The 22,307-nt window shown below is 43.0% G+C and carries 23 protein-coding genes; 17 read left to right on the top strand and 6 right to left on the bottom strand.

The window, feature by feature from the left end; genetic code table 11:
• Window positions 1-19: 19 nt before the first annotated feature.
• From LZG71_RS14025 to LZG71_RS14010, 4 genes are all read right to left on the bottom strand, one after another.
• Window positions 20-1,345 carry a serine hydrolase gene (locus tag LZG71_RS14025; RefSeq protein WP_233821283.1) on the bottom strand — a complete coding sequence of 442 codons (1,326 nt, stop codon included), beginning with the start codon at window positions 1,343-1,345 and terminating at the stop codon, window positions 20-22.
• A gap of 9 nt (window positions 1,346-1,354) precedes the next feature.
• Entirely contained in the window at window positions 1,355-1,807 is a 453-nt protein-coding gene (locus LZG71_RS14020) for a thioesterase family protein (protein WP_233821282.1), read from the bottom strand.
• Between the two features lie 10 nt (window positions 1,808-1,817).
• Window positions 1,818-2,699, bottom strand: coding sequence for a cyclase family protein (locus tag LZG71_RS14015; RefSeq protein WP_233821281.1), 882 nt, complete (start codon window positions 2,697-2,699; stop codon window positions 1,818-1,820).
• Between the two features lie 134 nt (window positions 2,700-2,833).
• Window positions 2,834-3,613 (bottom strand): DUF1080 domain-containing protein, encoded by a 780-nt coding sequence (locus LZG71_RS14010; RefSeq protein ID WP_233821280.1) that lies wholly within the window; start codon window positions 3,611-3,613, stop codon window positions 2,834-2,836.
• A gap of 331 nt (window positions 3,614-3,944) precedes the next feature.
• Here LZG71_RS14010 and LZG71_RS14005 point away from each other — a divergent pair, with 331 nt between their 5' ends.
• The 6 genes from LZG71_RS14005 to LZG71_RS13980 all read left to right on the top strand — a co-directional run bounded on the left by LZG71_RS14005 (window position 3,945) and on the right by LZG71_RS13980 (window position 8,780).
• The gene (locus LZG71_RS14005; RefSeq protein WP_233821279.1) at window positions 3,945-4,439 is read left to right on the top strand and encodes a hypothetical protein; all 495 of its coding nucleotides are present in this window, start codon (window positions 3,945-3,947) and stop codon (window positions 4,437-4,439) included.
• A gap of 102 nt (window positions 4,440-4,541) precedes the next feature.
• Window positions 4,542-5,459 (top strand): ThuA domain-containing protein, encoded by a 918-nt coding sequence (locus LZG71_RS14000; RefSeq protein ID WP_233821278.1) that lies wholly within the window; start codon window positions 4,542-4,544, stop codon window positions 5,457-5,459.
• 19 nt (window positions 5,460-5,478) lie between these two features.
• A complete protein-coding gene (locus LZG71_RS13995) occupies window positions 5,479-5,688 on the top strand; it encodes a hypothetical protein (protein WP_233821277.1) in 210 nt (69 codons plus the stop codon).
• A 96-nt stretch (window positions 5,689-5,784) separates the two neighbouring features.
• Window positions 5,785-6,618, top strand: a complete 834-nt coding sequence (locus tag LZG71_RS13990; protein ID WP_233821276.1) for a sulfurtransferase — start codon at window positions 5,785-5,787, stop codon at window positions 6,616-6,618.
• Window positions 6,619-6,633: 15 nt separating this feature from the next.
• Window positions 6,634-7,875 (top strand): Tm-1-like ATP-binding domain-containing protein, encoded by a 1,242-nt coding sequence (locus tag LZG71_RS13985; RefSeq protein ID WP_233821274.1) that lies wholly within the window; start codon window positions 6,634-6,636, stop codon window positions 7,873-7,875.
• Window positions 7,876-7,913: 38 nt separating this feature from the next.
• Window positions 7,914-8,780: a phosphoenolpyruvate hydrolase family protein gene (locus tag LZG71_RS13980; RefSeq protein ID WP_233821273.1), complete on the top strand. Its 867-nt coding sequence runs from the start codon at window positions 7,914-7,916 to the stop codon at window positions 8,778-8,780.
• 70 nt (window positions 8,781-8,850) lie between these two features.
• On the opposite strand, the gene LZG71_RS13975 is transcribed toward LZG71_RS13980, so the two are convergent.
• Window positions 8,851-9,792 carry an Rpn family recombination-promoting nuclease/putative transposase gene (locus tag LZG71_RS13975; protein WP_233821272.1) on the bottom strand — a complete coding sequence of 314 codons (942 nt, stop codon included), beginning with the start codon at window positions 9,790-9,792 and terminating at the stop codon, window positions 8,851-8,853.
• A gap of 153 nt (window positions 9,793-9,945) precedes the next feature.
• Between LZG71_RS13975 and LZG71_RS13970 the strand changes: the two genes are divergently transcribed.
• The 4 genes from LZG71_RS13970 to LZG71_RS13955 are packed head-to-tail and all read left to right on the top strand — an operon-like array spanning window position 9,946 to window position 12,191.
• Window positions 9,946-10,743 carry a HipA family kinase gene (locus tag LZG71_RS13970; protein WP_233821271.1) on the top strand — a complete coding sequence of 266 codons (798 nt, stop codon included), beginning with the start codon at window positions 9,946-9,948 and terminating at the stop codon, window positions 10,741-10,743.
• Window positions 10,721-11,104 carry a DUF3037 domain-containing protein gene (locus LZG71_RS13965; RefSeq protein WP_233821270.1) on the top strand — a complete coding sequence of 128 codons (384 nt, stop codon included), beginning with the start codon at window positions 10,721-10,723 and terminating at the stop codon, window positions 11,102-11,104. The genes LZG71_RS13970 and LZG71_RS13965 overlap by 23 nt, the downstream gene beginning before the upstream one ends.
• 22 nt (window positions 11,105-11,126) lie before the next feature.
• Window positions 11,127-11,606 carry a hypothetical protein gene (locus tag LZG71_RS13960; RefSeq protein WP_233821269.1) on the top strand — a complete coding sequence of 160 codons (480 nt, stop codon included), beginning with the start codon at window positions 11,127-11,129 and terminating at the stop codon, window positions 11,604-11,606.
• Between the two features lie 6 nt (window positions 11,607-11,612).
• Window positions 11,613-12,191 (top strand): DUF4202 domain-containing protein, encoded by a 579-nt coding sequence (locus LZG71_RS13955; RefSeq protein WP_233821268.1) that lies wholly within the window; start codon window positions 11,613-11,615, stop codon window positions 12,189-12,191.
• A 53-nt stretch (window positions 12,192-12,244) separates the two neighbouring features.
• Here LZG71_RS13955 and LZG71_RS13950 read toward each other — a convergent pair whose 3' ends face one another.
• Window positions 12,245-14,098: a VWA domain-containing protein gene (locus LZG71_RS13950; protein ID WP_233821267.1), complete on the bottom strand. Its 1,854-nt coding sequence runs from the start codon at window positions 14,096-14,098 to the stop codon at window positions 12,245-12,247.
• A 150-nt stretch (window positions 14,099-14,248) separates the two neighbouring features.
• Between LZG71_RS13950 and LZG71_RS13945 the strand changes: the two genes are divergently transcribed.
• The 7 genes from LZG71_RS13945 to LZG71_RS13915 all read left to right on the top strand — a co-directional run bounded on the left by LZG71_RS13945 (window position 14,249) and on the right by LZG71_RS13915 (window position 22,216).
• Window positions 14,249-14,842, top strand: coding sequence for an RNA polymerase sigma factor (locus tag LZG71_RS13945; protein WP_233821266.1), 594 nt, complete (start codon window positions 14,249-14,251; stop codon window positions 14,840-14,842).
• Window positions 14,829-16,031, top strand: coding sequence for an energy transducer TonB (locus tag LZG71_RS13940; RefSeq protein WP_233821265.1), 1,203 nt, complete (start codon window positions 14,829-14,831; stop codon window positions 16,029-16,031). Before LZG71_RS13945 ends, LZG71_RS13940 begins: the two co-directional genes overlap by 14 nt.
• A gap of 440 nt (window positions 16,032-16,471) precedes the next feature.
• Window positions 16,472-16,858 (top strand): response regulator transcription factor, encoded by a 387-nt coding sequence (locus LZG71_RS13935; protein ID WP_233821264.1) that lies wholly within the window; start codon window positions 16,472-16,474, stop codon window positions 16,856-16,858.
• Between the two features lie 24 nt (window positions 16,859-16,882).
• The gene (locus LZG71_RS13930; protein WP_233821263.1) at window positions 16,883-18,103 is read left to right on the top strand and encodes a sugar transferase; all 1,221 of its coding nucleotides are present in this window, start codon (window positions 16,883-16,885) and stop codon (window positions 18,101-18,103) included.
• A gap of 86 nt (window positions 18,104-18,189) precedes the next feature.
• On the top strand, window positions 18,190-18,858 hold the full coding sequence (locus tag LZG71_RS13925) for a TolC family protein (protein WP_233821262.1): 669 nt from the start codon (window positions 18,190-18,192) through the stop codon (window positions 18,856-18,858).
• Window positions 18,855-21,023 carry a lipopolysaccharide biosynthesis protein gene (locus LZG71_RS13920; protein ID WP_233821261.1) on the top strand — a complete coding sequence of 723 codons (2,169 nt, stop codon included), beginning with the start codon at window positions 18,855-18,857 and terminating at the stop codon, window positions 21,021-21,023. The genes LZG71_RS13925 and LZG71_RS13920 overlap by 4 nt, the downstream gene beginning before the upstream one ends.
• 20 nt (window positions 21,024-21,043) lie before the next feature.
• Window positions 21,044-22,216 (top strand): glycosyltransferase, encoded by a 1,173-nt coding sequence (locus LZG71_RS13915; RefSeq protein WP_233821260.1) that lies wholly within the window; start codon window positions 21,044-21,046, stop codon window positions 22,214-22,216.
• The last annotated feature ends 91 nt before the right edge of the window (window positions 22,217-22,307 follow it).

The following is a 22,307-nucleotide window of genomic DNA, read 5'->3' as shown; positions in this document are numbered from 1 at the left end:
ATAAATAAATGATAGGTAACTATTTTTCTTTGCTGAACAAATAATTTCCACTTCCCTGTTTTAGTCTGAAAGTGCCTTCTCCCGGGTTGAAGTCCATGACAATGCCTGCCTGATCAAATACAAACTTGTCTTTGTCTGTTGGCGTGAGAGGGAACGCGCCCTGGCCGGTTGCCTGTGCAGTAAGTATGTTGTCGGTTTTGGTCACAGTCATTTTCAAGGGAATATCCTTGCTCGAATATAATCCGACGTACTTGTCCAGCTCTTCGGGCTTCAAAGTAATAGATTTAAATGACGGAATTGCGACAGGATTGTTGTAGCACGTACTTAGCAACGCAATCAGAACGTCGTTCAGAGGATAAGCAATGCCATTTGAACAGATCGCAACTGCATACTCTCCCGTTGGAAAATAGTAAGCAGAAGCCACAAAGCCATCAATAGATCCATTGTGGCCATAACCGGATTGGGAGTTGTATGGCACTTTAAACAGTCCCATTCCCAAATCGTCCTGAATGGTTTTCATTTGTTCCAGGCTGCTGGCTGAGGTAAGTTTACCTTGCAAAAGAGCAGTCATGAAAACAGTAAGCTCGGTGGGTGTGGAGATCAGCGATCCTGCACCACCTGGAATACTCAGATCCGTTTCGGGCTGTAATTCCCATTTTTGGGACATTTTATAGGAATAACTTTCTTGCTTTCCTGTGTCTGTTTTTCCGCCGTAGTAGGTTGCATTCAGGTTTAGTTTCGATGTGATCCGCGTTTTTAAGTTAGCGGAATAGCTCACTCCGGTAATTTTCTCAATGATATAGCCGAGCAAAACGTAGTTGGAATTACTGTATTCAGTTTTTGTATCAGGCTGGAAGTCAGGCTTTGCCGCGCTGATGATTGCCAGCATTTCTTCCGACGTTTTTGGCTTTGTCATGTACTCAAGATAGGCAGCATCATTGGTGAGACTGTGAATCCCGCTTCTGTGATTCAATAGGTTACCGATTGTGATCTTTGAAGAATTTGCCACAGTAGGGTAATATTTATCCAAAGTAGTTTTGAGTGAAAGCTTCCCTTCGTCAATGAGCTGGAAGATCATTGTTGCCGTGAAAGTTTTAGAAATTGAGCCAATTCTATATTTCGTCGCCGCGGTCGCCTTGATACTATCGGCAACAGAAGCGTAGCCAATTGTCCTTTGATAAAGCAACTTGTTGTTTTTTGAGATGGCGACACTTAACATGGCTTTGTTGTTTGCATCAAGCGTATCGAAAAAGCTATCAAGCTTGGCCGGATCAAATTGTTGGGCACAGCACAGATGTGTGAACAGAAAAAAAGCAGATAGGAGAAATGTGGAGAGTAATTTCATTGTGCAGTTCTATGATTTGAGTTCGAAGGTATGGTTTTCATAAGTTTCTATTTGCTGTCTGATTGTTTCGGGAATAAAAACGCTATGTTTTTTATCATAATCAAACACCACGAGGGTGGTGTAACCAGTGGTCGTGATTTCTTCTTTTCCGGCAATTTGCGCAACGATCATATAGCTGATCTCGAAACTCTTATTTCCCATTTTGCTAACTCTGACATAAACATGGGTTGGAGCCGGGTAAACGATCGGAAGGCGATAATCCACATAAGCGTTGGCAAGTATTGCACCAGTTTCTGTCCAGTTCCACTGACACACTTCCTGTAAATACTCGATCCTCGCTTGTTCAAAATAGGTGAGGTACAAGGCGTTGTTGACATGTCCCATTTGGTCCATATCGCTCCAACGCACTTCCAGTTTCATTTTGAACTTATATTTAGCTTTTTCGTCTTGCGTGTTTGCCATGAGGTTGTTTTTAGCTTTTCACCTTTGCAAATGCCCGTACAGGAAACGTACCTACGCCTTTAAATTTAGGAGGTACAGCACTAAAAAGATAGTCAGTTTCGGGCAACTGATCAAGATTGCACAAATGTTCGACAATAAGTATCTCAGAACCTAACAGAATGGTATGAACGGGACGGCTCTTTCCGTTGGTATCATCAATATTATGGCTATCAATCCCGACTAGTTTAACCTGGCAGTCGCGCAGGTATTCTGCGGCATCGTGGGTGAGGAAAGGATGATTTTCAAAGTATGCCTCCGTATTCCAGTGTTTTGCCCAGCCTGTATGCACAATAATCGCTTTACCTCGTATCTCTTTATTTTCAAAATACGATTTGCCAATTTCAATGGCGTTGGTTGCGTCAATGGTGATTGCATGCAGGTCTGCAAATGCTTCAAGTGCTATTTCCGAAAGATCTTTACCATCCTCATAACGGTGAAAGGGGCAATCGATGTAGGTTCCGGTGTTGCTGACCATTTCGATTTTGCCGATCTGGAACGTGGTTCCCTCGTCATATTTACCAACGGAATTTTCCCTGCTCAGAAAATCACAGATGACCGGTGCCGGCAAACCTTTGTAGGTTATAAGTCCGTCGAAAATGATGTGACTTAAATCAATAAGACTTTCTCCCGGAAGCTCTTCCGCTGCAACTCGCTTGTGGGCTTCCTGAATATACTTTTTATTAAGAATTTTTACCTTACCCACCATGAGTAACCTCAAATCGCTGACAATATAGTCTGCTAAAAATGCGTCAGAAATTTCTCTTCCGGCAATATCCAGCCTGAAATCCTGCCCTTGTATGCCGCCACCATTGGTGAATTCTATTTCAAAATCAAATACAACTCTATAATCCATATACTCAATGTGAAGCTGTTGTTTCCAAAAATAATGAAAGCCCGGAACAAACCCATACGTACCAGTCATTCAAAAAAAAGCCTGATCGCCTCCATTGAGAGGCGATCAGGCGCGGATGATGACTTCATTTTATCTTAGAAGTCAGTATTGGCAGTCTTCAGGTTTTCTTCTTTGATCCAGATGTTGCGATACAACACATCGTGTCCTTCCGACTGTAATTTTAAACCTCCTGGTCTGTCGGTAATTCCCTTTCCTTTGTCATTCCCGCCATCCAGTCCGGAATTTGGCCCGCCCCAAACCTGGCTTATGGCATGGTTGGTATGCACTTTTTTGCCGTTGAAATATAACGTCACGACTGGCTGTTCAACTATTTTACCATCTTTGAACCGTGCCGCTCTAAACAGGATATCATACGAATTCCATTTGCCGACACCTTTATAAGCATGATAGGGAGATGCAGTTTCATTGATGATTGCACCCATTCCGTGCGAAGTTGTATCGCCGTCCAGAACTTGTACTTCATATCTGTTTTGAAGGTAAACACCGCTGTTGCCTCCTGGTTTCGTGATCAGGAATTCCACGTGAGCACGGAAATCTCTGAACTCTTTTTTGGTTACAATATCTGCGGATCCATACAGTCCGCCAGCCGAAGCGGGATCGTTGCAATTGATAACCGTTCCGGCATCAACAGGATCTTTTACAACAGTCCATTTGATAGGTGGCTTGGCTGAAAAACGCGGGCCTTCCCAATAAATCCATTTTTCGTCCAGCATTTTGCGGCTACCATCCAGGTAAATTTCTGCTCCTTTTGGCGCTTTTGTTCCAACGCCCGTTTGCGCCTGACTAAGGGTACATGAAGCAAGAGTAATTACGCCAGCAACGATTAAATTTCTGGACAACATTATATTCTTCATCAAAATTTAGTTTTCGGTTTGATTTATGCTGGTATAAGTACGCTCACTTTTCTAATTACTTATTGAGGCCCGCAATATGTTAAAATTAAAGTGTTTCTGTTATCAAATTTTTGGGTCGTGCAGGTCCAGGACTATCAAAGTGGATAAGCTGTGTAAGTCCACAACTTTTTGGAGTGCTACGCTTTGGTAACCAGTGGTGTTGTAGAATAATTGCTACTATTTCAGAAACGTATAATCCTGAATTTTAGGAAAATAGATTGTTTTATTCTTGAAAGTTGTGGTACAATTCTTATTTAACTTTTAAAAAGAGTTATACTTTTAGTTAGGTATTATGGACATCAATAACAACATCAGAAGTAATGCCGGAACAGTTACCGGCATCTTTGCAACCAAGGAAGATGCGGATCGGGCATATGACAGCCTCATGGAGCTGGGATATTCGGAAGAGGAAATCACATTGATCATGTCGGAAGAAACCCAGGAAAAGCTGTATGGACAGCCTGTTAGTTTATCGAATTCCAGCTACGGTGATGAAAGCCAGACTAGAAACCCAATCGTGCAGGCGATAAGACATCTTGGCAAATTCGTGTCGTTTCCCGGTGTTGCCATGGTTGTTGCTGCCAATTTTAACGACGGAGGAATCAGGGCACTATCGGCCTCTGTGATGTCCGACAAGTACGCTCAGTTCTTCCGCGGAAAAATTAATGAAGGCGAGATTGTCATCGATTTCAAACCTCATTCAGTAAGTGAAAGAAATTACATCACAGGGCTCTGGAAGAAGTTCGGAGGCTTCCCGCTGATCAGGCGTTTGAGCACAGCGGCATAGTGGTGTATTAAATGTCTCATAATATTCAAAGATTCTTTTAGCGCTTGGTCTGGTTTTTGCTCGGTTCAATCGGTATATATGGATTGAGTCAAAACAGATTGGATGATGAGCGTTACCAAAAGAAATATTGTAATTACACTTACACTAGTAGTTGCAATCTCTGCCCTTTTGTGGGGTCGTATTTCTCCTGACAAAATTTTACATGAGGAGGGTAAAAAACAAGTGGTTTTTCTCAATACGGCTGATAGCCATGGGAAGGGTGAGCACGAGCATCAGGGAGGGAGCAAATTGCTTGCTCAGAGACTAAAAGAAGGAATACCGGATTTAGAGGTTCTCATTATAAATGGCTGGCCTGAGGATCTATCCCCTTTAAAAAATGCCAGTACAATTGTCGTATACGGTGACGGCGGAGGAGATCATTTTCTTGGGACACATCTGCGAGAGCTGGATAACATACTACAAAAAGGGACTGGATTGGTAATGCTACATTTCGCCCTGGAAATTCCTAAGGGTGAAGGCGGCACATATTTTCAAAAATGGATTGGAGGCTATTTTGAAACGGACTGGTCTGTAAATCCGGTCTGGACCGCGGACTTTCAGGATCTTCCCAGACATTCTGTCACCAACGGAGTGAAGCCTTTTGAAGTTAAAGATGAGTGGTATTACCACATGCGTTTTACCAATATGATGAATGGCATTACACCCATTCTCCAGACGCTTCCCCCCGACTCCACACTCAATAGGGAAGAAGGAACTCATTCCAACAACAAACACGTAAGAAAATCGGTTTTAACGGATAGGAAGCCGCAGGTCGTAGCCTGGGCGTATGACCGGCCTGCGGGAGGAAGAGGTTTTGGGTTTACCGGAGGTCACTATCATGCCAACTGGCAGGACGATAATTTCAGGAAAATTGTTTTGAATGCCATTGTATGGACAGCTAAAATTAAGGTTCCGGATGACGGTATTCCGTCGTCAACTCCCGACGATGCGGAAATTGAAAGTCTTACCAAGAAGATCTGATCAAACTAAAACCATCAACATGCAAGCCTTTAAAAGAAAAGATTCCGATGACGAAAATCCTGTGTGGGGACACATCCTGAATGGCAAAATGGTGAATGATCCAAATGATCCGCAGGTTTATTCAGATTCAGAAACCCTGGACTCTATTTTAGGGAAAAACGCCTTCTCGGTTACCAGTCAGCTAGATTATTATGAGCTGGTAAAGGTCAGGATAAGCGTCATACGATAGCCAATGTTATTACAAACGCTTCTGGATGGCGCGATGTTGCAATAGAATTTTACCTCATATTTTTATAGGTTTGTTACCTAAAATATTTTCAAACCTATGGGAATCCTATCTGTTGATGCATTTAAAGCATTGTCTGTTCAAAAAGATAACATTGTAATAGTTGACGCACGCGGAGGCGCAGATGCTTTGGAGAGATTTGAAAAAGGGCATGTGAAAGGTGCGGTTTTTGCTGATTTGGAAACCGATCTTTCTCAAAAAAGTACGGATGCTGCCATGGGTGGAAGACATCCTCTACCATCTCCCTCTCATTTTTCGGCGTTTCTTTCATCCGCTGGTATAACGGATTCTTCGACGGTTGTTATTTACGACGATAAAAACGGCGCGAACGCTGCTGCGCGTTTATGGTGGATGCTAAAATCCGCCGGTCATGAAGAAACTCATGTGATAAGCGGAGGATTGCAAGCCTTGGCAGAAGCAGGTTTTGAAATAGTTACGGGTAAGTCAGAACCTTCAATCAGGGGTAATTATAATTTTGAAAGCTGGATTTTGCCAACGGTAACAATTGATGAAGTTGCTGCTGCGGATGGAGATTACATTGTGATAGATGTACGTGAAAATTACCGCTACCGCGGCGAAAGCGAACCTATTGATCTGATAGCAGGGCATATACCGGGCGCAATCAATATACCATATACCTCCAATCTGGATGAAACCGGACGGTTTCTTTCCTCAGAAATCCTGGCCCGGAAGTATAATCAGGAATTAAAAGACATTGACACAAAAAAGGTGTACGTTCATTGTGGTTCCGGTGTGACGGCCTGCCACACTTTGCTGGCACTTGAAGAAGCGGGTTTAACGGGAGCGTCTCTTTATGTTGGCTCCTGGAGTGAGTGGTCAAGAAACGAAAAGCCGGTAGCAACGGAGAATTAACCAAAAACTTTAAACATGTCCACAAAAGATAAATCGATATTGATACTGGGTTGTTTTGATACAAAAGGTGACGTTTTTAACTTTTTGAGAGAGACAATAATTCATCATGGAGAGTCTGTAATTATGATGAATACAGGTGTTTTGGGTACAAGCCAGGATTTTCATGTCGATTTTGAAGCAGATGTGGTGGCGCTCGAAGGAGGTGCCAATATCGCGGATTTGAGAAGGGACAGAGATAGAGGGCGCGCGATGGAAATAATGGGCGCGGGTGCGGGAAGAATCGTAAATAAGCTCGTTTCGGCTGGAAGTATCAAAGCAGCAATAGGTATGGGTGGCGGCGGCGGCACCTACATTGCGCTTGCTGCGATGCAGCAAATTCCATTCGGAATTCCAAAGATCTGCCTCAGCACTCTGGCTGCGAAAGACTTGTCAAGGCAAGTTGGCAATAAAGACATTACGCTCATGCCGTCCGTTGTGGATGTAGCTGGACTGAACAATGTGATCCGCCAACTTGTGAAACAGGCCGCTGCTGCAATTTGCGCGATGGCTAATGTAGAGATGGAGTCATCAATGCGCCGAAAAGGGAGTATTGCAATAAGTATGTTTGGAAATACCACGCCTTGTGTAGACAGATGTACCAGGTTGCTGGAAGAGCTTGGATACGAGGTTTTGGCTTTCCACGCAAGCGGAGTTGGCGGCATCACCATGGAAGCGCTTATTAGGGAGGGTGTTTTTGACGCGGTGCTGGACATTACCACAACAGAACTCGCAGACGAACTGTGCGGTGGAATTTGCAGTGCCGGGCCCGAAAGGCTTAACGCCGCGACGGAAATGGGAATCCCGCAGGTGGTGGTTCCCGGTTGTCTGGATATGGTTAATTTTGCTCATCCTGATACCATTCCGGAAAAGTACAAAAGGAGAGAGTTTTACAGCTGGGCGCCGGATGTGACACTCATGAGGACGGACAAGGAAGAAAATGAGCAACTGGGAAAGCGGTTGACACAGAACGTAAACAGGTCGGCGGCGCCTGCGGCAATTGTTTTGCCATTACAGGGGATTTCTCAGATTGACTCTGATGGAGACGTATTTTTCAGACCGGAAACAGATCAGGTTTTATTTGAATCCATCAGGAAAAATGCCGGTGAAAATGTAATGTTGGTCGAGGCTGATCTGCATATTAACGATGCTGCCTTTGCCGATTTACTTGTATCCACGTTGCTGGATGTAATTTCTGCAAGCGCACAGATAAATGATTAAATATCACATAAATACTTAGAAATAAAGTACATACAAGTATGCCAAATCCATGGACAGGGAAAGGAAACCCTTACACCCGACAAGAAGTCAGAGATCGCTTAAAAGCTACTTTGGATCAGAATAAGGCCATTATTGCCGCTGGTGCAGGAACGGGAATCAGTGCGAAATTTATTGAAAAAGGCGGAGCAGACCTTATTATCATTTATAATTCAGGGAGGTTCAGAATGGCCGGTCATGGCTCTACCGCCGGTTTGATGGCTTATGGGGATGCGAATGCCGTTGCTATGGAAATTGGTGAATTTGAAGTTCTGCCTGTGGTGGAAGAGGTTCCGGTTATTTGTGGTGTTTACGGTTCAGACCCACGCCGCCGGATGTGGCACCATTTATTGAAAGTGAAAGAGATGGGTTTTTCCGGGATTAATAATTTCCCTACTCATTCAATCGTGGATGGTCATTTCAGAAATGTGTTGGAAGAGACCGGGATGGGATTTGATAAAGAAGTTGAGATGGTGAGACTTGCCAGCAAAATGGACTTGTTCTCGATTGTGTACGTAGCCAAGCCCGAAGAGGCAAGACAAATGGCTGAAGCCGGTGCTGACGCGATTATTGCCCACGTTGGAACTACCGTTGGAGGCTCGATTGGTGTAGTTGAAGCCTCCTGTACAATGGATGATGCAGTGGAGCGTACACAAAAAATACTGGAAGCAGCCCGGGAAGTGAATCCTGACATCTTCTTTCTGGCACATGGAGGCCCCGTAAATACACCGGAAGATGTGAGAATTATACTGGACAGAACGGATGTTCAAGGGTTCGTAGGGGCTTCTTCTCTGGAAAGAATGGGAGTAGAGAAGTCTCTTACAGATTTGACCAGAAGCTTCAAATCCCTTACGCTTGATAACAAATAATCTTTTGAAGAAATAAAGACCAGAAGGGCTTCGGCCCTTTTTTTAGTTTTATCAGGATTGGTTGGCTGAATTACTTTGCAATTTCTGCTTTTATTTTGCTCACCTGTTCTTCTGAAATACCAGTAAGCATTGCAATTTTCGAAGCAGAAAAGTCAGTGTTCAGAATTAAATTTCTAATAACATCGGTCTTTCCTATTTCGATTCCCTTCTCAATGCCTTCTTCAATTCCTTGTGCTATCCCTCTTTTTACTCCTTTTGCTTCAAATATATCCAGCGTGCTCATAACAGTATGTTTTAACTTTAATGGTAATGATTCAATTATTTCCAGGATCTCGTTTTCATGTAAGTTGCTTTTTGCAAAGAGATAAACAGCTAAGTTGCGCTGTAAGTTCTCTGAAACATTTTCGGATAAAATCAGTATCCTGACCGCGTTCTCTTCCAACCAGTTCTTTTGGAAACTATGTTTGAGAGCGAGCAGCGAGGCTGTAAGAAACTTATTTTGAAGTGATTCAACATCCTCATCTGATATTTCTCCCAAGTTGTTATAAATATAATCAAAATCCGGAATATACTGTTTCCAGTCCGAAATGGAGTGCGGAAACAGACCGGACAATTGTTTGTATTCCCATTTGCCTTTTCCATGATATAGCAGCAAGGGAACAATTACAGAAAGCTCCTCATTGCTTTTAAGTTGTTTTTCGTAGCCTGAGAAAATATAGCTGCCCATTTGAATCGGAGTGAATTTATCAGGATAGCTTTTGTGCTCAATCAATAAAGCGATCCGGATATTTCTCTCATCACTTTTTAGATTGCACGAATAAACCACATCGGACATTGATTTTTGTAAATTCTCAGAAAGATAAGTGTCAGGGATTTGTGTTAATGTAGAAAAGTCTAATTGCTCGACTACCTCACGTGGCAGGAAGTTCTGGAAATAAGAAACCGCAACATTCTTGTCTGCTAAAATAGCCCGGATAAAATTATCGTGTACAGTGGTGTTGATCTTTCTCATATAACAAATATAATTTTTTGGTTTATAAATCAATACGTTAAGGGAATAGAGCAAATGATTATCCACGGGACATGGAAATTTTCTTCATCGTTTAAGAGCAATTGGAGCAAATGATCCTAATTTTATCGTCAGATATCGCCAACAAAGATTTTTATGACCAATCAACCACCGGAGCTGCGTACCGTGAGTGTGACACGTTATGTAACGCCCTTGCGCGAAGGCGGCTCCTTGCCTGCAATAGCCGAGGCCGACGACGACTTTCTTTATGTACTCAAATTCAGGGGAGCCGGGCAAGGTGTGAAAGCACTTATAGCGGAACTTATCGGCGGGGAAATTTGCCGGATTCTCGGCCTTCGTATGCCGGAAATCGTGTTTGCCAATCTGGACGAAGCGTTCGGCAGAACCGAAGCTGATGAGGAAATTCAGGACTTGTTGAGAGCAAGCACCGGTCTTAATCTTGCCATGCATTATTTGTCAGGAGCCATCACATTTGATCCCCTTGTAACTACTATAGACCCGCTACTGGCATCAAAGATTGTTTGGCTCGATTGTCTTTTGACCAACGTTGACCGGACGGCGCGAAACACGAATATGCTGATCTGGCACAAAGAGCTTTGGCTCATTGATCACGGTGCCTCGTTGTATTTCCACCATTCCTGGCAAAATTGGGAAGAGCAGTCCAGACGACCATTTGTCCAGGTGAAAGATCATGTTTTACTTCCTTTCGCATCAGATCTTGCAGCCGTCGATACTGAATTTAAAACTTTACTTACACCCGAAAAAATTCATTCAGTGATCAATCTCATCCCTGAGGAATGGCTGATGAGTAATTCGCCGGATGAGACAGCCGACGACATGAAAAATGTTTACGCCCAATTTTTGATTTCAAGAATATCCGTTTCAGAAATATTTGTAACCGAAGCCCAAAATGCAAGAAAAACACTTATTTGAGTACGCCGTAATCCGCGTTGTACCAAGGGTGGAGCGTGAAGAATTTGTGAATGCGGGGGTGATTTTATACTGTTCGTCTCAGCGTTTTTTAAAAGTTTTGTACCGGGTAGATGAGAAGAAGATCAAAGCGTTAGGCGGCGAGACGGATATTGCTGAGATAGGGTGCTATCTAAAAGCTTTGGAAAGTATTTGTATAGGAGGGAAGTCTGGCGGCACAATCGGGGCATTGCCGGTTGCATCGCGTTTCAGGTGGCTTACCGCTACAAGAAGCAGCGTGGTACAGGCATCAAAAGTACATCCGGGTTTTTGTGTGGATCCGGACAAAACACTTACCAGGTTGTTTGAAGACCTCGTTTTATAATCGGATTTAAACCAATTGTGTTATGAATTGTAAAGTGCATTTTAAAATTGGTACATACATTATCTTGATATGTCTGTTTACATGGTTACTGGTTTCCTGCAACGGGACAGCGAAAGATCCGAAAGACGCGGCAGAGAAATTGGTAGCAGCAGATACCTGGAAAATCGATCAGATATTGGTGAACGACGTGGCGACTTTCAAAGATGGTAAGATGATAAAACAGTTTGGCGGCATAGACTTTGAGCGGTATATGGAAACTGTTCAGTTTAAAGCTAATGGTAAATTTGAAGGTGTTTTCAAAGGAGAAACAAAACCTATGGAGTTAAGATGGATGGTTGGAGATAAGGACATAAGTATCTCAGCACCTGACCAGAAAGGCGGTGCCTGGTCTGTCTTGCCAGCTGATGTTACAGCAGATTCATTTACCATGACTACCCAAAGCACAGCTTACGATTACCCGAGGATGACCAAAATAGCACTGATATTTAAAGCAGGCAAATAATAATATATGGAGAAATTAGAAGAAGCTTTCGAAAGATTTGATGAGTATAATAAAAATGCACCTGAGATAGTAACCTGGGAAGGCGTTATTTATCCAGCTGAGTATTTTTATGCACTCAAACTACATGAATGGGTTCAAAATCTGGCTCCCGAAGCAAGTGAAGAGCTGCTCCTGGCCTCGCGTAGTCAGCACATCGGACGGTGGGAAATAGCCCGGAATACCTATCCCGAAGGCAGAGTAGGCTATCTCAAATGGAGGAGCGACTTGTCTCGTTTCCATGCAACGAAAGCTTCCGAAATTTTAGAATCTGTCGGTTATGACGAAAATACGATTGCCCGTGTAACAGAAATCATACGAAAGCAAAAGCTGAAAACGGATGCGGATGTACAGACGATCGAAAACGCACTTTGTATTGTCTTCCTGAAATATCAGTTCGACGAACTGATAGCCAAGCTTCCGGAAGATAAAATGATTGATATTCTACGAAAAACCTGGGGGAAAATGAGCGAACCAGGTCAGCAAGCGGCTCTTGGTCTGGAATACAGTGAGCAGGGCAAGAATTTAATATCAAAGGCATTGAGTTAAAAGACTATCCAATCGGGTTAAGCTTCATCCCGATTGGATAGTCCTGATTTTTACTACCTGTCTTTCCATGCGGTCTCTTTTCCGGAATCCAACATTTCGGCAGTTTTTACGAGCTGTACAAATTCGGACCTGTATCCTTCCTCATCTTTGCCGGACGCACCTTTGGCTAGTTTTATGACCTGCCCGTATCCGGAAGTACCGACAAATTCTGAACGCCTCAGTAATAAACCAAATTCGGCTACCGCAGCTGCAAACCGAAAGTTATCGGATGTGGACACGAGCGATTTGGATGTATTTTTCACAGGTATTTCAAAGAGGCTGCTCTTTTCACCATCGGGTTTTTTATACCTTATTTTCAGGGTAAGCAATTCGTTTTGTGGGTAATTCTTGTTTTTTTCTGTTTTTTGATATTTCAATTCGTCGGTTTTGGGAAGATAATTACTTTCTACGCCAACCGGGACGATCTCATACAGCGCGGTCACCGTGTGCCCGGAACCCATTTCTCCTGCATCTTTTTTGTCGTCATGAAATTCTTCGTTTTTTAGCGACCGGTTTTCGTAGCCAATTAGTCTGTATGCCCGCACGTGGTCCGGATTAAATTCGATCTGTATTTTTACATCCTTAGCCACCGTGAACAGTGTTCCACCAAATTCACTGACAAACACTTTCCTGGCTTCCTGAATATTATCGATGTAGGCATAATTGCCATTTCCTTTATCTGCCATCGTTTCAATATAACTATCCTTGTAATTACCCATTCCAAAACCTGTTATGCTGAGAGAAATGCCGCTTTTACGTTTTTCTTCAACCAATCGCTGCAAATCGCCCTCGGACGAAACTCCCACATTGAAATCACCGTCTGTTGCCAGAATAACCCGGTTGTTGCCGTTTTTGATGAAGTGTTGTGCTGCAATTTTATAGGCCAGATTTATACCTTCTCCGCCTGCCGTGGATCCGCCCGCTTCCAGACTTTCAATGGCCTCCCGGATCTTCAATTTCTCATTTCCGGAAGTAGCCGGAAGAACCAGCCCTGCCGCCCCGGCGTAAACAACAATGGACACTTTGTCAACAGGGCGGAGTTGATCCGTCAATAATTTGAATGCTTGCTTCAATAATGGAAGTTTGTTGTGCGTCATCATCGAACCGGACACATCAATCAGAAATACAAGATTGGATACAGGAAGGTTGTCAGTAGCGACAGTTTTAGCCTGCAAACCTACATGAAGCAGCTTCAATCCTTTATTCCACGGAGAATCGGACAGCTCGGTTGTGACTGCTATGGGATGTTCACCGGTTGGCTGCGGATATTGGTAATCGAAATAATTGATCATTTCTTCAATTCTGACTGCATCAGTAGGCGGCAACTGCCCTGCGTTCAGAAATCTGCGGGTATTGCTGTAAGCTGCCCGGTCTACATCAATCGAAAATGTGGTTACCGCCTGTTGTTTTGTATTTTGAAATCCATTTTCCTGAATCGGATTGTAATTTTCAGTATTGTGTATCTGGTTGGTTTGTACGGGCATTGACACATAAGAATTCATTGCATCAGAGAAGGCCAATCTCTGGTTTTTCATCGTTTCTGAAACTCCGTTACCAACTACTATGACCTCATCCAAAGCAGCTTTATCCTCTATCATAGTAACATTCATTGTTTGTGAGGACGTTATGGGAAGTTTGAGATCAACATAGCCTATGAAAGAAAAGGATAGCGTTTTGGATTCCGCTGGAACTGCAATTTTGAACCGTCCCTTTGTATCTGTTGTGACGAATTTCGAACGATCTTCGTGATAGACCTTCACACCTTGTAGAAGATTATTTTGTCGGTCTCTAATTGTACCCGTAATTGTTCGGTCGAGTGTCTGAATAAAGCTGCAAAATAAAATGGCGAGCAAAAGCATTGGTTTCATGGCAGTCATTTGTTTAGTTTAATGACTGGATGCATGATTTGATGAGATTCCATAAAAGAATGAAAAAATATTTATGGAATTTTTTCCAAACTGCATCTACATATTGGTTTGGTTCCAAAACCGCTGAATTTCTTAGAAAAACAACAGAGGGTGAAGTTTTTAAAACTGTTTAAAAGAGAGGATAAGGTTTTAACGGAAAAGGAGTTGCTGGCGGCTTACCGTCAGTCAGGCGATCTGAGCCTTGTTGGTAAACTTTATCAGCCCTATATGCAAATGGTTTTTACCCTTTGTTTTAAATATTTGAAAAATTCTCAGGAGAGTGAAGATGCGGTAATGAACATTTTCGAAAAACTGATATCAGATTTACAGATGCATGATGTTGAGAATTTCAAAAGTTGGCTGCATACTGTTGCAGGAAATCATTGCTTGATGCTACTTCGTTCACGAAAGTTGGTAGTTCAGCTGGACGGAGAAACCGATGAGTTAAGCGAAACTATGGCAACTTATCAGAACCATGATGACTTTGATCCGGGAAAACAGGGAGGGGATTTGCTGTCTTTGGAGAAATGTTTGAATGGTCTGGTGATGGAGCAGAGGAGGGTAATTGATCTGTTTTACTTGCAGGAAAAATGCTACCGTGAAATAGTTAATGAAACTGGTTTTGAACTGGGCAAAGTGAAAAGTTACATACAGAATGGTAAGAGGAACCTGAAAATTTGCATGGAAAAGAATGGAAGCAAATAGAGCAAATACAGGATATACTGCCGCTGACTTTCGGAGATATCGGGACGGACTGATGACGGCACAGGAACAACATTCTTTTGAAAAAAAGTGTTTGGAAGATCCGTTTGTAGCTGAGGCTTATGAGGGTTATCTACTTTTGGAAGAAAACAATATTGATGCAGACGCATCTTTTTTCCGGCTTGAACAAAAACTTGATACTAGTATTCAGAAAAAGTCTGTGAGGCGGGCTGTCATTTGGTATTACGCCTCCGCAGCTATTCTGGTTTTTGCACTTGGGATTGGCTTGGTGATGTATTTGAAAATCGATCAGTTAAAGCCGCAGCAAATAAGTGTGAACGGCAAGAAAAAAGTACTGGTTCCGGTACCGAAGGACGAGAGACTTCCAACTGATACAATCACTGGTAACTTTGCTGACGTGGCAATGAACGAAAAAAACTCCAACCGAAAAACCAGACCCGTTCCACCAATACAGGACACATTACAACTTGCTGCAATTGAAATACCTCAATCAGAATCGTTGCTGGATGAAAGGATCGTAAGTGTGGAATCCCAATCCGCACGTTCTGTTACGCTATCTCCTTCTTTCCAACGGTACCGTCCACGGATGGCAAATGAAATAACCATAACTGGTAAGGTTCTACATGCAGAGGAAGCGATACAGGGCGTAGTTGTTACAAACGCAGGCTACTCGGTAGTTTCTGATCAAGAAGGTGAGTTTTCGTTGCCGGGGAAACCAGGTGATTCACTCTTTCTTTCAATGGTCGGATTTGAACCTCAAAGAATCGCCATAAAAAATTCGCATATAGGAACATTACAATTACTACCAGACACACATGCACTCTCCGAAATAACTGTGGTGGGCTATGGCAAAGTATCCGGAGAAAATGTTAGTAAACAGATGCGAGTAGCTTCAAAATCCGTGGCAGCTCAACCAAAAAATGGCTGGACTGCCTACGAGAAATATCTTATGGAAAGTGCCAGGACTGAGGCGGGTAACGGACTTGTAGAGGTTTCTTGTATCGTATCTGAAACGGGTATTTTATCTGACTTCGAAACAAAAGGGACTACTGGATTATTCGAAGCTGCAATTCGAATTGTCAGCAATGGATCAGGCTGGCTGCCAGCTTCTCAGAACGGTGTCAACTACGCCTCCAGGATTCATTTTACCATTCATTTTAAAGCAAAATAGAAGATATCTGATTTATTAATATCCAAAGATTATTGTTTCAAAATCCACGCTTGGATGTCTGTCAGGATATATAATGATTAAACCCATTCATAACCCTCGCGTGTGGTAGAAGTAATTTGAAAAGTTAATTTTCAATTGTAGTAATTTTTACTGAACTTGCGTGATATAGAAAAAAGTACTCAATTGAGTTATAACTTGCGATTGCAGCCGTTGAAAGGGTATATTGCTAAAATGGAATAAGATTTTACCAAGAAAGGACTTAAATGGTAATTGGAGTTATTTGGAAGCAATAATTCGTAATTTGTTTCCGAATAATGGACTTAACGCTACTCTTGCAATATCGTTGTAGTTTTATTTCTTAAATACTTTTTATAGGGGTAAGAATATGAAACCTTTCAATTAGTTAAAATCGCCACATGAATTGATATTTACTCAACAAAATGAATAGTAAACATACTCTGTTAATCATAGACGATGAACCAAGCATCTGCAAAATATTGGAGCATTTTCTAAAAAAAGACTTCAATGTTGTTATCAAGCATGATGGTTCGGAAGGGATGCTTTGGCTCGAAGAAGGCAACGAAACCGACCTCATTATAGCTGACCTTAATATGCCCAATCTCAGTGGCAAAGAGTTTCTGAAGGTTACCAAAGCCAGTAATTTATATTCCGATATACCGGTCATTATCTTGTCAGGATCTGACGAGAGTAGTGAGCGGGTGCAGTGCCTCAACCTCGGGGCGGATGATTTTATGCTGAAACCATTCAATCCGCTGGAAGTTCAGGCAAAGATCAATGCCATACTTCGCCGCAGCAGAAGAAATTGATAACGGGTATTTATAACAAGCATAATGGAATTTAATCATCAGCCTGCATTGACTTCTGACGATAAAAAAATCCCCCCCTCCGCGTTGTACAGGGTTGCATACCTGAGTAAGGATTTTGAGCAATATCTATGGTTCTCGGCTAATTACGGTAGTCATCTGCAAATAGAATACTTCGAGGAAAAGGAAAATCTGCTTACGGCGATCCAGGAATATTTCCCGGCCGACGTGATTATTGCCCACGTAAAAGGCGGGGCATGGCCTCTGCTCGATCAGGTCAGGAGTAATCCTGCATTTGGCAACCTGCCTTTTGTAGTACTTGTGGACCGACTCACCCCGGCATTGATCAAAAACGCAAAAGAGAAGAAAGCAGATGACATTTTTCCAGCGGATTTTTCGGAAGGAGATCTGCTGACCAGGCTTCACTATTTTACGAAGCGCCAATGGTATGTAGCCAGGATCGCTTCTGAAAAAATAAAAAAGGAAAAGAATGAAACACCGCTCTGGAAGAGGCTGATCGATGTGGCTTCCACCGGACTGGCGGTACTATTATTGTCTCCGGTCTTTTTGTTGGTAGCGATTGCGATCCGCCTGGATTCCAAAGGGCCTGTTTTTTACAGGTCAAAAAGGGTAGGGAGCGGTTATAAAATATTTGACCTATACAAGTTTCGTACCATGCGCACCGATGCCGATCAAATGATCAGGAAAATGGCTGCGCTGAACATGTACAACACCAAGCCGACCGAGAATATTGAAAGTCCGGAGGAGACCAATTTCTGTGAAGTTTGCAGGAACGGAGGCTCATGCAACCGAAGATTGTTTCTGGATGGTAAGGAAATTTGTGAAAAGGTATTTCAGGAACAAAAGGAGCAAAAAGCGGCCTTCATGAAGTTTCAGAATGACCCCAGAATTACCAGAATTGGAAAGTTTCTCAGGAACTCAAGTCTGGATGAGCTCCCGCAGCTGATCAATATTCTTAAAGGGGACATGTCGTTGGTGGGTAACCGTCCTCTGCCACTTTACGAAGCCGAGAAAATGACTACCGATCACAAAATATTACGTTTTGCGGGACCGGCCGGACTTACCGGACTTTGGCAGGTAACCAAACGAGGTAAAGGCAAAGCGGATATGTCGGAAGAGGAGAGAGCGGAACTGGATATTACCTATGCCAAAAATTTCTCATTTAAAATGGATATGATGATCATACTCAAAACCTTCCCGGCTTTGTTGCAGTCGGAGAATGTCTAGTGTACTATTTGCCCGGATGGATTTCCTTTTAACTATCCATATTTCATTGCCATACTCAACTTGAAAAATTCTACAACTACCTTTTAATGAAATATATAATTCTGTTGCTACCTCTGTTGCTTTCTTTTGGCACGACCAAGGCACAGGAGTCGCTGGCTCAGGAAATTTCGTACGAGTACCTCGATAAATTGGTTGAGATAGCCAGGAAAAACTATCCGCAGGTTAAAATGTATGATTCCCGGATTGAGATTGGGAATTTGGGTGTAAAAAAAGCCCGGCTTTCTTACTTTGACATTATTTCTTTGTCGTACCTCTACAATCCCAACCAGACCACAAGTGGCATTAACCCCAATTTTCTACAGGGTTATCAATTTGGTTTTTTCGTCAACATCGGTTCTATCCTGCAAAAACCTACGGTAGTGAAACAGGCACGGGCAGAAGTGAAAGTGAATGAATATGAAAAGCAGACATTTGAGCTTAACCTGATAGCCGATGTTAAAAAAAGATACTTCACTTACATACAGCATCTTGCCATTCTCAGGATCAAATCAGAAGCGTTGCTGGATATAGAAAGCGCCTTGAAAGATGCACGTTACAAGTTTGAAAAAGGAGAGACGACCATCCAGAATTACAATACGGCCTTGCTCATGTATTCTACCCAGCAGCAAACAAAAATTGCGTCGGAAGCTGACGCATACATTGCCAAAAGCAGCCTGGAAGAATTATTGGGACTAAAACTTGAAGATATCAAATGAACGAACTTGTACTGTATCTCAAACTCCTGTACCGTAACAAAATCGCTCTGATTTTAGTCCCGCTTGTTACATTGGTTATTTGCTTTTTTCTGGTTCGCGAACTTCCCGATCAGTTCAAATCTCACGGGAGTATATCTACTGGTTTGGTGGATAAAACCGAGCAGGTTCTGAATTTGGCCGAAAAAGATCAGGAATCCGAAATAAACAGAAAATTCGACAACCTGACACAGATGATGATGCTGAAAAGGGTGATGGATCAGGTTTCCTATAACCTTTTGCTTCATGACCTTCAAAATCCAGACAAGGCTTTTCGGCAGCCCGGGGCGGTAATGGAAAGCCTGGACAAAGCAGGAAGGCAGAAATACATCACACTCGTCAGCCAGAAACTCAAAAATAGGGAAGAGCTGTTGCCTGGTAACAAGGAAAACGATGTGATTATTAGTTTGCTTGAAGACACCGGTTACGACTACAATTCACTGGTTTCCAAAATTTCAGTATACCGGCTTAAAAACAGTGACTATATCAGTATTGATGCCGAGGCGGACAATCCTTTGTTATCTGCTTTTTTGATCAACACACTTTCGGCAGAATTTATCGCCTATTATTCTTCCCGTATTATCGACAACAGCAACCGGGCGATTGAATTCCTGACCGATTTTTTAACCAAAAAAAGAAATGCGCTCACTCAGGAAATGAATGGCCTGAGGAATTATAAAATACGGAACCGTGTGCTGAACCTGAACGAACAGGCGAGGAGCTTGTATGGACAAATTGCCGAATACGAAACAAAGCGGGAGAGTGCTGAAAAAGATATTGTAGCTTACTCGGCTGCTATTCGCAACCTTGACAATAAGTTTAATCCTGCAGACAGGAGATATCTGGAAAGTGCCCTCACAGGCATCAATCAGCAAATAGTGGTTACCAAACAGCAGCTACGGGCTGTGAATGACGCATACATCCGTAACAACTTCGACCCGAAATATAAGGGGCAGCTGGATTCACTTCAGAGCAAGTTGAGCCGCGAAATTAACGATGCTTCGGATCGCTACGTTTACAATCCCATGGTGGTAAAGGAGGGACTCGTTACACAAAAACTGAATCTGGAAATAGAGCTGGAGCTGTCGTCCAACAGCGTCGCTTCTATCCAGCAGGAGTTGCGACGGCTCAACAGGAAGTTTGATGCCCTGGTACCAAATGAAGCGGAGATACAGGAGTATGAAACGGGTATCGACATTGCGAGCAAAGAATACATGGAAGCGCTGCAACGGTATAATAACGCTACGTTGGAATCCAGCTTTCCTGTGTTTCTCAAACAAGCGGAAAAAGCTTTGCCAGGCAACATTCAGCCATCCAAAAAACTTATTTTGCTGATTCTTTCGGTGGTGATAAGCTTTGCATTTTGCCTGTTTGTGTTCTTTATCATTTACTTTTTTGATAAGTCGGTCAACCATCCTTTACAGCTTGCCAATGAGACAGATATTCCGGTGATTGGCTATCTGAATTATACGCCGGATCGGCAAGATCTGTCTTCGATTCGTAGAGGAGATTCTACGCGGAAGTGGGATGAGGTGTTTCGTAATCTGATCCGCTCGGTAAGGTATGAGCTGGATTCAGAAAATGCGAGTTCCAAAACAATTGTAATTACCAGCCTTGCAGAAGGTGAGGACAAGACTCTGCTCACAATGGGTCTCGCCTGGGCATTTTCAAAAGTGGGTAAGCGGGTATTGGTGATTGACGGGAATTTTGCCGAACGCGGCATTACAGCCGGCGGAGCCTCTTTCGGGTTTATTGAAGAACTTTTTCATGATAAAAATCTGGCTCTTTCCCACGTTGGAGCGGACGGTATCGCTGTATTAGGAAATAAGGGTGGTGATACATCACTCAGTGAAATTGCCACGGCGCAAGTGGCAGGAGAAGTTTTTGATTATCTGCTTACAAAGTTCGATATCATCCTTATTGAGACGGATTCACTCAATTCTATGAACAAGGCAAAAGAATGGATCATCTTCGCTGATCTTGTCGTATCTTCTTTTGAAGCAGGAAAAACCATTAGCGGAGATGATAAATCCAAAATAGGCTATTTCAAAAGTCTTGGCGATAAGTTCACCGGCTGGGTTCTCACTGGTGCGCGGGAGGTGACCGGGCAGGCGGCAAGAATAAACTAAACGTTCATACGGCTATGTACATGCTAGAAATTGTATGGATTGCGGCGCAATTACTTATTGGCTTTCAGCTTGTATTTCCACTTTTGTTGCTCTTTATCCGCGGCATAACCCGAAGAACCAGGACTCATATCGCGGATGAAGCTTCGCCCGACTACGCGGTTATTGTGACCGCCTACGAACAAACGGATCAGTTACCTGAGGTAGTGCAATCCATTCTGACTTCTCATTATAAAAACTTTATTATCTATGTTGTAGCTGATAATTGCGACGTTTCCAATCTGCATTTTGCTTCGGATCAGGTTGTTTTGCTCAGGCCGCCCACGGTGCTTGCGGGTAATGTCAGGTCGCATTTTTATGCCATCAATCATTTCATTCGTCCGCATAGTCACTTGACGATCATCGACAGCGATAATCTTGTTGTGCCGGATTACTTAACTGAGCTCAACGTATTCTTCCGGCAGGGCTTTAAGGCAGTTCAGGGCGTGAGGAAGGCGAAAAATATGGAGACGATGCTGGCTCGTCTTGATGCCGCCAGAGATATTTATTATCACTATTACGATGGCAGAATGCTTTTTGAAGCCGGTTCATCCGCAACGCTCGCCGGATCGGGAATGGCTTTCACCACCGAACTTTACAAACAGTGCCTGGAAAACCTGAATGTGTCGGGCGCAGGTTTTGATAAGGTGTTGCAGCATCAGATTGTGAGACGTGGAAACCGCATTGCCTTTGCGGAGCGAGCCGTGGTATACGATGAAAAGACTTCCGGATCGGAACAACTGGTCAATCAGCGGGCACGTTGGATCAATACCTGGTTCAAATATTTCTCATTGGGTTTTGGATTAATCGGGGCAGGAATCATAAGGTTTGACTGGAACCGTTTCCTGTTTGGAATCGTGCTGCTAAGACCACCACTGTTCATTTTTCTGGCATTGTCGGTTCTGTTCATGTTTCTGGATTTGTGGATCGCACCGCTCGTTTCACTTGCTTGGATTGCCGGACTGTTTGCCTTCGTAACAGGCTTTTTTATCGCCCTGCTCAACAGTGATACCGATCCCGAAATTTACAGTTCGTTGCAAAAGATCCCTCAATTTATATCACTTCAAATGCGCTCTTTGTTTAAAGCCAATAGGGCGAACAAGATATCCGTTGCTACAAAACACAACGTAAGAAAAACCGAAACGGATAAGCTATGAGGGTTTTCCCGGATAAAAAAAACAGAGAAGACAGCGATGAACCTGAACTCACTAAAATTCAGTCCGTCACACGCATTGTTGCTTTAATCGT

Origin of the sequence: Dyadobacter sp. CY312, assembly GCF_021390535.1 — a bacterium.
Classification (GTDB): Bacteria; Bacteroidota; Bacteroidia; order Cytophagales; family Spirosomataceae; genus Dyadobacter.
This window is presented reverse-complemented; position numbering and strand designations above follow the sequence as displayed.